The 13,581-nt window shown below is 38.6% G+C and carries 14 protein-coding genes and 1 other annotated feature; all 14 genes read right to left on the bottom strand.

Annotated elements, in window-relative coordinates; all coding sequences use genetic code 11:
- Positions 1–47 precede the first annotated feature (47 nt).
- Positions 48–518, bottom strand: a complete 471-nt coding sequence (locus tag NYR53_RS15525; RefSeq protein ID WP_261305979.1) for a YhjD family protein — start codon at positions 516–518, stop codon at positions 48–50.
- On the bottom strand, positions 515–1,462 hold the full coding sequence (locus NYR53_RS15520; protein WP_261306387.1) for a DinB/UmuC family translesion DNA polymerase: 948 nt from the start codon (positions 1,460–1,462) through the stop codon (positions 515–517). Before NYR53_RS15520 ends, NYR53_RS15525 begins: the two co-directional genes overlap by 4 nt.
- Positions 1,463–1,910: 448 nt before the next feature.
- A complete protein-coding gene (locus tag NYR53_RS15515; RefSeq protein WP_261305978.1) occupies positions 1,911–2,753 on the bottom strand; it encodes a tyrosine-type recombinase/integrase in 843 nt (280 codons plus the stop codon).
- A 203-nt stretch (positions 2,754–2,956) separates the two neighbouring features.
- The gene (locus NYR53_RS15510; RefSeq protein ID WP_261305977.1) at positions 2,957–3,202 is read right to left on the bottom strand and encodes a DUF3888 domain-containing protein; all 246 of its coding nucleotides are present in this window, start codon (positions 3,200–3,202) and stop codon (positions 2,957–2,959) included.
- Positions 3,203–3,391: 189 nt separating this feature from the next.
- Positions 3,392–3,910 carry a signal peptidase II gene (locus NYR53_RS15505; protein ID WP_261305976.1) on the bottom strand — a complete coding sequence of 173 codons (519 nt, stop codon included), beginning with the start codon at positions 3,908–3,910 and terminating at the stop codon, positions 3,392–3,394.
- 231 nt (positions 3,911–4,141) lie between these two features.
- The gene (locus NYR53_RS15500) at positions 4,142–4,399 is read right to left on the bottom strand and encodes a hypothetical protein (protein WP_261305975.1); all 258 of its coding nucleotides are present in this window, start codon (positions 4,397–4,399) and stop codon (positions 4,142–4,144) included.
- A 139-nt stretch (positions 4,400–4,538) separates the two neighbouring features.
- Positions 4,539–4,739 (bottom strand): cold-shock protein, encoded by a 201-nt coding sequence (locus tag NYR53_RS15495; RefSeq protein WP_261305974.1) that lies wholly within the window; start codon positions 4,737–4,739, stop codon positions 4,539–4,541.
- Positions 4,740–4,869: 130 nt separating this feature from the next.
- Entirely contained in the window at positions 4,870–6,495 is a 1,626-nt protein-coding gene (gene metG / locus NYR53_RS15490; RefSeq protein ID WP_261305973.1) for a methionine--tRNA ligase, read from the bottom strand.
- A 56-nt stretch (positions 6,496–6,551) separates the two neighbouring features.
- Positions 6,552–6,820, bottom strand: a binding site (T-box leader).
- Positions 6,821–6,949: 129 nt separating this feature from the next.
- A complete protein-coding gene (locus NYR53_RS15485) occupies positions 6,950–7,465 on the bottom strand; it encodes a hypothetical protein (protein WP_261305972.1) in 516 nt (171 codons plus the stop codon).
- 260 nt (positions 7,466–7,725) lie between these two features.
- On the bottom strand, positions 7,726–8,091 hold the full coding sequence (locus NYR53_RS15480; protein WP_261306386.1) for a cupin domain-containing protein: 366 nt from the start codon (positions 8,089–8,091) through the stop codon (positions 7,726–7,728).
- Positions 8,092–8,260: 169 nt separating this feature from the next.
- Entirely contained in the window at positions 8,261–9,766 is a 1,506-nt protein-coding gene (locus tag NYR53_RS15475; RefSeq protein WP_261305971.1) for an FAD-dependent oxidoreductase, read from the bottom strand.
- Between the two features lie 324 nt (positions 9,767–10,090).
- On the bottom strand, positions 10,091–11,473 hold the full coding sequence (locus NYR53_RS15470) for an S-layer homology domain-containing protein (protein ID WP_261305970.1): 1,383 nt from the start codon (positions 11,471–11,473) through the stop codon (positions 10,091–10,093).
- Between the two features lie 355 nt (positions 11,474–11,828).
- Entirely contained in the window at positions 11,829–12,782 is a 954-nt protein-coding gene (locus NYR53_RS15465) for a stalk domain-containing protein (RefSeq protein WP_261305969.1), read from the bottom strand.
- Positions 12,783–12,980: 198 nt separating this feature from the next.
- Complete coding sequence (locus NYR53_RS15460; RefSeq protein WP_261305968.1) at positions 12,981–13,541, bottom strand: YdcF family protein; 561 nt, start codon at positions 13,539–13,541, stop codon at positions 12,981–12,983.
- Positions 13,542–13,581: the final 40 nt, after the last annotated feature.

Raw genomic sequence — 13,581 nt, 5'->3', positions numbered from 1 at the left:
CGCGAAAGCCCGAGGAAGATTTCTCCGTCGGGCTTTCATTCTCCTGGTTATTTTTCATCTGCTACTCGGCCGATAATTTCTTTTATATATTTTTTCAACTGGACACTGATTTCCGAACGCATAACATCACGAGTCATCCCAAAACGATCCTCATAACCTCGACATAGAAAACGGTGATACACGACCAATTCCGCATGTTCGTCACTGATGATTTTTATGTTACGCTTAGTCAATTCACGCCGTATATCATACATATCTCTGCTTATCTTGTTCATGACCACTTGACCAGTTGCTAGATAAAGCTGCTTTAAAAGGTTAGGACTACTCTTAATGTCATCTACGCTTTTTTGTACTATCGTAAGCATGTGGGGTAGTAAGATGTAGTCACGAATCATATTGAGTTCCTCTGATGTAGGGCGAGATGTTTTTTTTGGATCAGTTCGACTTTCATATTCCTCTTGATGTTCGGTGAGTAGCATCTTTGATTTCCACCGCTCATTACCGTCTAGTTTGCTCATTTGTAATGACCTCCGATCTGTCCCGCTCGTTCTCGTGCTACTCCGGCCGTTAATAAAGAGGATGCCCGCATAATAGCGGCGCTGCCAAATCGATCTTTGATTTCATCAGTCGCTTTTTCCAAGCCGTACGCTTTCTCACGGTCCTCGAATAGGGTAAGCTGGTAAACGCTATCGTCCACCAATTGTGTAAGTGATACATGCAAGTGACTAACGGGCATTCCACTCCAATATTTACGAAATATCCCGAGCACTGCTGCCGCTACTTCATGAGAGAGCGACGTAGCTTGTTGCAGTGTTACCTGCCGGCTAAACCCTGTAGACCGTACCCCATCGGTCTCCGCTGCACCAACGGTCACCACATGGCCCATGTATCTATGTCTCCTGCTGCGGCGACAGACCTCCACGACCAACTCTAAAAGCACAACCTCAATATCTTCAAGCTTACGATAAAGGCTGCTTCGCAGCGCCTTACCATGGCTAATAGATTTCAGTTTGTTACGAATACTTGGTACGACCGGGCTAGGATCGATGCCTCGCGCCGTCTGCCAGTAGTACTCCGCTTGAATATCGCTTTGCTTTCCCATCTCCCAACGCATGCGTCGTTTAAATTCGGCCAATTCCAATCGTGCTATGTCACCAATCGTGTTTAATCCCATTCTTATAAAATGACGAGTCATTCGCGATGCAACCATAAACATTTGGTGTACGGGCAGCGGCCACAAATCAGATTCAATATTGTCAAAGCCTAGTTTGAAGATACCTTCAGGCCTTTTTTTCGCGAAATTGTCCGTTGCCATCTTGGCTAATATTTTTGTTGGTCCGATTCCGCAGCGAGTCCAGACCCCAGTTGATAGCAGCACGCGAGATTGAATTTGTAGTGCGATTTCTTCCGGAGAACCAAAACATGAAGTAGAGCCGGTAACATCGAGAAATTGTTCATCGATTCTGTTGTCAAGCGTTTGTTTACGATTTGTAAATGATTATTTAAATGAAATTTTAGAGATTATGACAAGAACATTATTTCATAACTGCGAGAGCCTATCGGATTCTTTTCAGAAGGTGCGATTTTTATGGCTTGCATTTCTGCTGACCATAAGCATACTTACGTAATTTCCCAGTTCACAATAGAATAATTTTAATCATCTCCGCTTTAGAGAAAGAATGTATAATGATAGATAGTTGTTGTTAAGTTCTTTGGGGTTACTGTAGGAGGAGAACATGGACGGAAAAAATGTAGGTGTATACATTATAAAACATTGCAAGTACGCCAAAAAGCATCTGAATAACCATATTTCAATTGTGTTCAAGTCATACTACTATTTCTTTAGGACAATTAAAATGATCTCAGCATTAGTAGCAATATTAAAAGACCTGCAGCACCTCACATGGATCCTAAAAATAACGTCGATACAATTCTCTCCGTCTTTCACCACGCAATTGAGCATAAATCTGAGTCGTTGATGCTTTTTCATGCCCAAGCATCCCTTGTATAAACTCCAATGGTGCACCGTTATCTAAAAGTTGACAAGCATATGTATGCCGAAAACGATGTGGGTATACACTTGCTGCCACTTCCGCCCGCCCCGCCAACAGTTTTAATGAATGACGAATCGTTGGGATACTCAATCGACGGATCGGATGACTTTCGGTGACAAACAATGCTTTACTGGAATCCTCACGACTCTCAATATATCTTTTTAACCACACCTTGCATTCTGTCGTAAAATATATTTCCCTTTGTTTTGAACCTTTTCCATTTACAATTGCCGAACAGTTTTCCCAGTTGATGTCTTCAATATTTAATTTCTGTACTTCACCGACACGACATCCCGTACAGTACAGAAATTCTAGAATTGCATGCTCACGTGGAGAATTACAGGATATCTTGAGATGGATAACATCTTCTTCAATCAGAAATTTGGGAATCCGTTTATCTGTCTTTGGTTCTCTCAATTTAATGGAAGGATTTTGGGGAATATGACCTTCTTCAAAAGCAAAACGAAATAGAGAACGCACAAATCGGATCCGATGTCCTAAACTACTTGGTTTTAATCTCTCTGTTTGTTTGGCCAAATAGTCTTTTAGCAGATATAAAGATATTTCCTCGATTTCAAGATTACCAATTTCGCGGATCAACATCTTTAACTGAAGAGAGTAGGCTTTTAATGTGTGAGGACTGAATCCCAATATTCGCTTATCGGCTTCATACAGCATCCATAACTCGTCTAGTTTCATTACAATCCCTCCCAATTTATCAATAATTCTAGTTTTACTAGAATAGGGAGGATTTAATCACCTTTCGTCTACTTTCATAGGAAATTGATTTTGGTGTTTACACAAAAGACTTTACAGACTCAAATTGCAGATTCCTGCCGGTTAGAACAAAAAGCTGCTCGCGTCAGCCTTTTTAAGTTTGTTCAACTATAGTTTCCGTTACTTCAATAGATCTTGGTAATTGGGGGGGGGAAGTCGTCCTTATTCGGTCCTCTAAGATGTTCAAAATTTTTCAGTTCGACCCCAGCAGCTGAGATCCTATATGTAAAAACATCTTCACCGATTGGGATATGAGGGCCAACTGTTGGTCGAGAATCAAGTGTAATTAAAAAATCAAAACCACGGAAACTATTTACCCTTTCAGTGTGCGTCACATCAACAAAATAAGGATAAAGGGGTCCCGCCAACATTTTAACGAAAATATACGCTAAGCCCTAAATCGCTTCCGACTTGGCGTTTTTTCTTACTCTAAGCTGAATCGGTACGACCGACATGTCGATTAACTAACTCGTTAAAAAAAGCAGTGACGGACTAGGAAGCGGAAGATCTAGACACAGCCGCTGCTTTTATTGTGCTTTCGTTCCCGTTTGAACATATCCTTATAATTTTCCTAACATATATTTTGAGAAATTTTTAAGAATGTTTTGATCTTCAATTTTTTTAAAATCTTCATTTTTACTATATACACCTATAATAAATAATCCTATAAAGATATTAATATAAACATCTTTTAAATCAAACGTAAATAGACCATGTAATAATATGTAATCCAAACTTCCATCCCAAAACACCTTATCAATTAATGAACATGTTGCGCCAGCAAAAATAAAAGAAAACATTACATGAATTAAATTAGCTTCAATCTTTAAAGACTTATTTAAAAATCGATAGATCAAATAAATTAGACTAATTACTACAACAACTAATGCGATATGGATACTCTTCCCAACTCCCAATTGAAGCATGGAGTTAAACCAAGAGTAATCCTTATTGAACATCGGATCGAAATACATAAAAGAAGGAATAATAGGTACACTTTTATCAAGGAATTTACTATTGATGATAATTTTAATACCTTGCTCTATAGCAATTAAAATCAAAGTTAAAATCCATGTCATTCTATTGTTCATATTTAGTTTCAATACCTCCTTCATCATTTATAATATATGCGATTGATTGTCTATAATCAATATGGCGATCTTACACTGTTTTACAGGCTGTGACCCATAGTGTGAATATCTCCATACACGCCTGCCATACCCAGCATGCTTTTCGATACGCCGGAAATTCCTCATATTTCCACGTTTCAAAATATACTAAAATCATCTAGACACGTATCATCTTTCTCTTCATGATTGATTTCGAAGAGAACCCTTATGTTCCGATCCGCAGCCAATATAACCTTTCACCGATCTAATGTCACCAGTTGGAGGAATGGTAAGCAAACCTTTCAGCCCCTGGGCGATTCGCTCTTGAATTTGCTTCCCTCCCGCATCGCTTTTCAACTGGCGAAGTTCATCTTCACTTAGCGGTTCATCGTCGGGTTCCTGTCGATCTATCTCTTTAAAACCTTCAAGATAATTTCCCCTTCCTATACCTAAATCCACCAATCACATCTTAATCTGTCCAGGTAAAGGAAGAGTATTCATTTGCGTAATCTGCCCGTTAGTTCAGTAAGTTCATTGGCAAAAGATAATAAAAAGCCTGCTCTTGACATATCGTCAAGAACAGGCTTGGATGTCAGTATTATAGTTTTACGACATTCTCCGCTTGAGGTCCGCGTTGGCCTTTTACAACATTGAATTCAACGCGTTGCCCTTCGTCCAAAGATTTGAATCCTTCGCCTTGAATGGCAGAAAAATGAACGAATACATCGTCGCCGGTTTCCCTTTGAATGAAGCCAAACCCTTTTTCCGCATTAAACCACTTAACAGTACCTGTTTCCATTTGTAAATAACCTCCAAAGTTTAAATGCCCCCAACAACAAAACCGGACTATTCACTAGTATATCTCAAAGAAGACGCAAAATCTGTTGAAATATGTCTCAAAAAAATATCTAAAGTATTTTTCAGATTAATCAATGGCTTTTTAGTCGGTGTACCTCCTCTTCAATTCGACTAACGTCAATCCTTTGGAACAATACTTCAACTTGTGTTAACTCTCTTCCATCTGGACACTCAACATATTCCCAGGTGGGAACAGATAAGCTTAGAAAACCTCGAATCTTTATACAGGAAAAAGGTACAAATGGTTCCAATAGGTTCGACAGATTAGCAATGATTTGAACACATGTATTAAGAGTATGACTACATGAGTCCACATTTTCTTTGATCTGGTTCCAAGGTTTTTGTTCATCAAAATATTTATTACAGCTACGAATGAACGTAAATACGGTCTCCAACGCTTCTTTTAGCTTTCCTTTCTCAATAAGCTCTCCACATCGAATATACAGGTCTTCAATTTGATCTTTAATGTTAATATCTATCACACCATGAGGGATTTTACCTTCATAAAATTTTTCAATAAATACTAAACTTCGATTCACAAAATTCCCAAACGCACCAAGCAATTCCCCATTATGGCTATAAATAAATTCTCTCCAAGAGAAATCCGTATCCCGATTTTCTGGACCATTGGCAATTAGGAAATACCGTAGTGAATCCGCATCATACCTCCCTAATAGATAGGGTACCCATACTGCCCAGTTTCGACTTGTTGAAAATTTTCTTCCTTCTAAAGTAAGAAATTCGCTAGAAACGATTTGATCTGGCAGGTGCAAATTCTTCAAACCCAGCAGAATAGCTGGCCAAATTAACGTATGAAAAGGGATATTATCCTTCCCATGGATATAGTAGGCTCTTACACCTTCTTTGGACCAAAACTTCTCCCACGATTCACCACTCTGATTGGCCCACTGCTTACTGGCAGAAAGATACCCACTTACAGCCTCTACCCACACATAAATTTTTTTCCCTTCAAAACCTTCAAGGGGTACATCTACGCCCCAATCCAAGTCCCGAGTAGCAGCTCGATCCTGTAGCCCTTCTCCTAAATAACGTCTTGAAAGTCCAATACCGTTTTCCCTCCACCCATCCGCCTGATCAACAAAGCTTTCTAGCTCATTTTGAAATTTCGATAGTGCCAGAAAGTAATGATCAGAAAACCTTGATGATGGACTCCCATTGCATAACTTACATGAACGATTATGCAGCTCCAAAGGATCCAATAATGCTGAACAGGCGTCACATTGATCACCACGAGCTGCACTGCCACAATGAGGACAGTTCCCTTCAACGTAACGGTCTGGCAGAAAACGATCGCAACCGTTACAGTAAGTTTGTTCAACTGCTTTTTTATACAGAACACCATTATCCAGTAGTTGATTAAAAACCTCTTGTACAACTTCGCGGTGAAACGGATCATCCGTTCGAGTATAAATGTCGTAGGAAAATCCAATTTGACGGAAACAATCTACAAACTCATTATGGTATCTGTCGGTAATTACTAGAGGGGAAACACCTTCTTTGTTAGCTTGAATTGAAATTGGCGTTCCGTGACAATCACTTCCTGATACATAAAGTACTTCTTCTCCCTTTAACCGAAAATACCGCGCAATCACGTCACCTGGCAGTAAACTCGATACTCTTCCTAAGTGAAGTGATCCGTTTGCGTAGGGCCACGCTCCTCCAATAAAAATGCTCATTTTCAATTTCCTCCCTATTATAAAAATTCTTGATAACAAAAAAAGCCCTCGCCCTCAAAAAGGACGAAAGCTGTCGCTCACGTGTTTCCACCTAAATTTACCAATCCCTCACGGTGACCGGCCTCTACAGGTACGTCACCACATGAGGTGATTATACCCTGGCACGTTAACGGGTGCACCCGGTGCGGCCTACTACCTCACTGGGAGGATTCGATGCACAGCTCTGAGACCATGTTCGTCAGACGTTTCTTTACTCCTTTTCACCTACCGGAGCTCTCTGTTAAAAGAACGGGGTCCAACTACTCTTTCTCGTCGTTGCCTTATTCATATTCCTTATATAGCCAATTATAATTATATATTTCCAAAAATCAATTTAATTTTCAAAAAACTCTAGGATATGATTAAAGTTACCGCGACAAGTTACTCCCTGAATCGATTCAACTAACGTTCCTCGTTAGCTTAATCCATCTAGATAACTTTTAGGACGAAATAATGAAAAAGCATCACCACGTGATTGGTTCTCTACATGTTCATCCATCCACCATACTCCATATGAATAAAAATATGTCCCTTTTTGTGTAGGTGCATGAAAACTATTTTCTTTCACCACAACTTCTGTAAGTTTCCCTTCATTGATTTGCTCGACATGGTATTTGTTCGGTTGCGGCTCATAATTCATAACGAACTTAATAACTTCACCAGGTTGTACTGAAACTGGATTCTCGCCTTTTAAGAGTTCAGCTGGACCAATTGTATCCACACATTTCCCTTGATTTTTTGATTGCCAGCAATATGTGCCGAGTTTTGTCTCATACATTCGGCTACCAATCTGAATCTCAGCCTTAGGCGGTTGCTCTCCCTCAAGGTTCTTACCTATTGGCTGTTTTTCACCATTTGATTGAGTACCAGAACAACCAACTGAGCCCATAAGCATAAGAGTCATCACGAAAAACAATAGAAATCTCTTCAAATCCAGTCCCTCCAGTCTTTATAACGACGTTTATTGTTCAAACGAAAGAACAAGTATTAAGGTTGCAATCAAAAATATAGGGATTAGTGAGCAACATGTATGACTCGTCATTTTCATAATTCCCGTAACCTCATTGAGCGATTCTGCTCGTTAACGTAATGAAGAAGCTACCGATCGTGTCGGCAGCTTCTTCATTGATGTTTATTCAACTAAAGTTCTGCTGTTACTTTAACGATGTAATCGAACTGAAGCTAAATGCATTAGATCCAAATATCATTGACTGCTGTTAATTCTGACTCAGTCCCACCAGTGTTTACTACGCCCCTGGGCTCTACCAACATGATATGACACTCTTTGTTAGCGAAAGGTTTGTGTTCGACACCCCTTGGTACAATAAACATCTCACCTTGGGAAATCTTTACTTGACCATCGCGGAAATCGATGAACATCTCCCCTTCGAGCACGATAAACACCTCGTCGGTATCTTGATGATCGTGCCATACAAAATCCCCATCTATCTTGACCAATTTAAATTGATAGTCATTCATTTCACCAATGACTTTCGGAGACCAATGTTCATTGAACTTAGATAATTTCTCATTCAGATTAATAGCTTGGTAATGAATATTAATCCCTCCTTTTTCTTGATTTTCAATATACCATATTATTAACTTGGATAGCTTAAAAGATAATATTCATCAATACAGCGTGGGTATCCTGCCCGTTACTTCAACAGACTGCCGATTAAGCCGAGTTATTGCTTTTATCGTTTTTTTCAAACAGATTAAATACATGCTAAGGAAGTGCCAGCTTTCCCAAGTCGAGTTGATTGATCTTATCTTCAGGCAGATTTTTAATCTTATTAACCGTTTTTATACCACTCAACGTAATACTATATTTGTTCTTTAAATACGCATGGATATCATTCATCTCTTCTTCTGTTATTTTAGTTATACTCTGTTCTCCTTTTAGCTTTCCAAGTATGACACCAATGACTTCAGCAGCCAACGAAGTGTTGGCTTGGATACGAGCACTACCATAAGCGACTGCTGAAGCCCCCACGTTCTTACCCGCTAGAATTACATTTGAATAACCTTTTGGAATAAAAGATCGTAAGGGCATCCCATATTTGTCTGGGTCTCCACTATGCTGACCCCAAGTATGGCTAGCTGTTCCTTGCAGATCTATGGGGTATCCCCCAATACTTACGTTATCCCAGAACATCTTTCCACTCATAAGATCTGATGCTTGCAGGACATATTCAGTTTGGTAACGGTTATAATCACGTATGTATAAGTAGTTTGGATAGCCGTTGATTTCAGCCTTTTCCCAACCTGGCAGTTCTTGGCGAAGATGAGGTAGGATACGTATCGTTTCCGATTTCCCCAAGTCTATTGCCCTTTGGATGCTTCCATTGTTAGAAGGATCGACATTAAATAGTAAAAGGGCGTTTATCAGCACCTCACCGTCTCGTTGGTTGATCGTGTTTAACCCACGAAGAAACACTTCCCTGTTACTTGGAGTGAAATTTGCCCCGACATTCCCGAAGCCCCACGTAAATTTATCTGTAACAGTAGAAGTAGAACCATATTTATCCTCAATTTCTTTTCTAGTTAAACGATTGATTTCCGTTTGGAACTTCTCCCAATCTACATTGCGAAATTTCATCATTACCGAAGACGCCATGTAATCTTTTGTTCCACCAAATACGGTTTCGATACCTGGAATGCGTTCTAATCCTATGCCACCTGTTAAAGCATTGAAATCTGTATTCTCTACCCAGTAGTTAGCACTGATGGTCTTTTCTAAACCATCTGCTGTGCGATAAGTAATTGAATTAATTTTCTGTGTTGACGTCCCAATATTCTTTGCCTTATCCACGTTAATAATTGTGATACCAGATTCCATTGGTATCCCTTTAATAAGTGAGTTATAGTATTGTTCAAATTCATTTGCCTTACGAATCTCACCTTTTTTGTAGCGAATAAATAAGTCTTTGACTCTTCCTTGAAGCAATGAATTATTTTGATCATCGATTGGTTCATCCAAAAACTGCATTTGACCTTGAATGAGTTGACCTCCTGGTTTTTCCCTTGGATCTAAAATAATCACTGTCAGTCCTTCATCCATGGCAGCTCTTGCCAAATAAACCCCTTCAATTTCTGAACCGATCACAACAACATGTGTCTGACCTGAAGCATTCTTTTCATTTTGAATATGGACTTTATCTCCTTTACAAGCTGCTAAAAATAATATCCAAGCAAAAAGTAACACTACTAATAAAATCGGATGTCTTTTCATCGTTTCCTCCAAATACATAATATGGATATTAACTAATAGACGATAATGGTGAACTAAAGTTTCAATCTCTATCACATAGATGTATGGATATAAGTTTAGTTGGGGATATTTTGAACATTTCTGCCCGTTCGGAATAGGCCGCCGAGTGGATCACTCGCAGCCTAGATAGTACAATATTATGAAGCTATCGTTACCCGTTAGCGTAACGAAATACAAAAAAGTTATTATTTTTCTAACTTTTTTGATAACCAATGTAAACGTATTACTAATATGGATGTATAAACGGACGGGAGCAACAAGAAATAGCTCTAAAGAAATTTGAATTTAGTTGTGAGTTTCATAATCTTCATGTGCATTAACAACAATGAAGGAATGGCTCCCATTATTAGGACTATCTGTACTATATAGTCGTGCACTAGGAGTAAAAGAAATAGATGAGTTATAGTAGCCTCCACTAAAAAATAGAAATGCATCACCTTTAGGGTGTACTCTACCTTGAACCCAATAATGGGTACCAGATCTCAAAATGTAACTACCACTCCTCGGAATCTGAGGACTCCAGTTACCATTAGATGTGTTTAGATCAAAAGTGTTCTGAGAGCCTTGAGATTTAGAATAAAGAACTGTGTTATCGTCCTCCTGCGAAGATAAAACTTTATCCCAAATTTTAGAGTCTTTATCCATGCCTAAACTTGTCATGTTCATATATCCGCCTGTAATTAGACCAGGTCCCGCATCTATGTCATTTTGGATAACGACTTTAACACGGGAATATGAAACATAAGATTTGCTCGGAGCCTGCATAATTTGAAGATTTGTACGTTTGCCGCTAGAATCGTAGGTTGCAAAGTTAAACTTCATATCAACAACTCCGTTTCTATAAGGGTCATTAGGATCTTCCATATCGACAACGATAAACTCTTCACCGTATTCGTGATAGTTGCCATCACTAGACTTCCAATTTGCCTGGGTAATATCAAAGTTATCTATGAAGTTTTGAGGAAAATATCGTGGCCACATAGTAAATACGTTTGTTCCATGCCAATGTACTTCAGCACGAGATACAGCATGTTTATCTACTTTTAGTTTGGTGCCATTCTTAACAGAAAGTACCCTCTCAATTATGGTCACAGATTGAGCACGTGTCGTTGTATTGTCCACTCCAAGTATACCTGTATCATCCATACCCATTATTAAACCTGCTTTTGTTGCCAAATACATCCATTTATTATCATCAGTGTTCTTATCACCTGTAGCAGCACGAACGGCTATGCGAGCCATTTCTTGGCGTGTCAGAGCGGTATTCCAATCCCCACTGGAAAAGTCGCTCCACTGATGAAATCCTGAAGTTACTGCTGCGTTAATGTACGGTACATACCAAGAGTCACCTATTTTTTTTCCCGCCACGCTTACATGAAGAGCATTATCAACCATTTTGATAAACTCTGCTCGAGTGATATCTCCATTGGGTTTAAAAGTGCCATCTGGATATCCATCTACATATCCTTTGTCAACAGCAGCTGTAATTACTGACTCTCCCCAATGCCCCTTTAAGTCCAAAAACTCTGTAACATTAGGATCTGTAATTTTCGATGCATTAATATTGGACAAAGCATTACTTTCGGCGTTTGATTGATTGGGGGAAATCATATATCCCATTAGTACAAGTGCAAGTACTTGCTTTGATAAATTTTTGTATCTAATCATATTATTCTCCCTAACTATAACGAATTAATAAACAATAGCCATTTAGGCGAAACAACTACTCATTTACCTTTTTTTGGATAAGATTCACGGTTCAGTATATCTCAAAATGTCATATTTATCATCTATATATTTCAATAAAAAAACCTTGAAGGGAGAATTCGGCGTCTTCAAGGGAGTAAATACCGCTTTTTATACGGCTTAATGATAAAATCCTCTTTTCAGTTGCTACCATGCTAATCTGCTCGTTACTTTAATGAAAACAGGGAGCAGCTGCCGCGGCAATCTGCTCCCTGTTTATTGTGCTATTGTTTTCCGTTAGTTCAATAGATCATTTTAAAAACAACAAACCAGACAGTTAATTATTAAGCTTAAATGAGGTTTTGATTTTGTTTATCTGATCCGACATTGAGAGGTATTCTGCCTTTAACTTCTCATCATGAACATCGTATTCAACATCTCCTGGGGGGCTTAGTGTGAATACTTTATCCCCGTCTTCTCCTATTTTATATATTTGACCAACCTCGATAGCTGATGGACCGTTTTTGATCCAATCCTCTTTTGTCCATACAGAGATAGAAAAAATCATTCCTCCGTACCTTATATTTGCTTTATCAATAAAACCAAAACTTTCAAAGATTGAAGATGAACTTACAGTGTCCACGACTTCATATTTCCCTTCCCAACTTTTAGGAAGCTTAAGCGTGAAATTGTATTTCGTGTTTTCATAAATTATGCTTGGTGCTTCACTAATAATATGATTGTTTACAGCACCGATATGAAGGTTGACCGCTGAGTAGGCTCTGAAATCACCTGAACCCTCTGACACGAATGTTTGGGAATCGACCCCAAAATCATTTCCGTTTATGGCAATATCGCCAATTTTTTCACTTTTATCATTATAAAAAGATAAACTTGCTCCAATCATATTTTTTGTGCTTCCTACACCTTCCATTTTCAATTGACCAGTAACTTTTGTGTTATTACCCTCTTTAGTTAATATTAAATTACCAATAGATATACCTTTGTAATCTGGATCTGTTAAGTCTAGGGTTTTATTTTTGACAAAAATCTTTTGTGATTCAGCATCATAGTCGATGGTTCCTCCCAAATTTTCAGCTATAAAGCGAATGGGTACATACGCATGTCCATCTACGTTCAGAACCTTGTAATCATTATTTAATTCAATATCACTACCATTAATTTCAAAGCTTGCTGGAAATAAAAATGCTTGGATAGAACCCGATGCGAAAGCAACAGATGAACAGGCAATAGCTAAACCTAAACTCAATCCCAATATGAATTTTTTCAAAATGACACCTCTTTTTCATTGTTTATAAGTGTAGACGTTAATTAAATGAATTTGTTACCAAAATATGGTTCTTATTTAAAAATAATTATAAGAATCCTTATTCAACCATTCTGCCCGTTAGCGTAACGAGGTTGCCGTTCGTTTCCTGCGGCAACCTCGTGGTGTTGGATTTTGAACTATCGTTCTGCGTTAGCGTAGCTAGCCATTTGATCCGATTTGGAGTATAGCGGGCCTGAAATATTTCCCTACCTTCTCAAGCTCATTCATTACGTATCTTATTCTATCTTCATCTAGAAACCAGTTATCCTTGGAAGTACCCTTCTTGTCAATCACTGGACTTACGTAAAAAATTGTCTCTCTTGGAAAAATAATTTGATATGTTAAAAGTGCTCTACGTGCGTGATAGTTTTTACAAACCAGCACTACTTTTTTAGGGTTTAATCCTTTATCTTGTAATACTTTTAAAGAGAATCGTGCATTTTCAAAGGTATTAGTTGCTTTATCTTCTTGAAGTATTGCTTGTGGAGGAACGCCTAACGACACCCCTACATTTCGCAAAAACTCCCATTCAGTTGTTTCTACATGTGGGGTGACACCACCAGAAGACAGGATCAACGGAGCTATACCTTGTTGATATAACATTGCGGCTCTTTCCATTAATTGAGGATGGCTTGCACCTGGAACTAAAATTACATCTGAATGACCCAACTCGGTTTCGAAAAACATAAAATCACTAATACAGTCAAATGGAAAAGACATATAAAAATCTCCCTTCTAACCATACGGGATAGATTAATTC

Source organism: Paenibacillus andongensis, assembly GCF_025369935.1.
GTDB classification, from domain to species: Bacteria; Bacillota; Bacilli; order Paenibacillales; family NBRC-103111; genus Paenibacillus_E; species Paenibacillus_E andongensis.
This window is presented reverse-complemented; position numbering and strand designations above follow the sequence as displayed.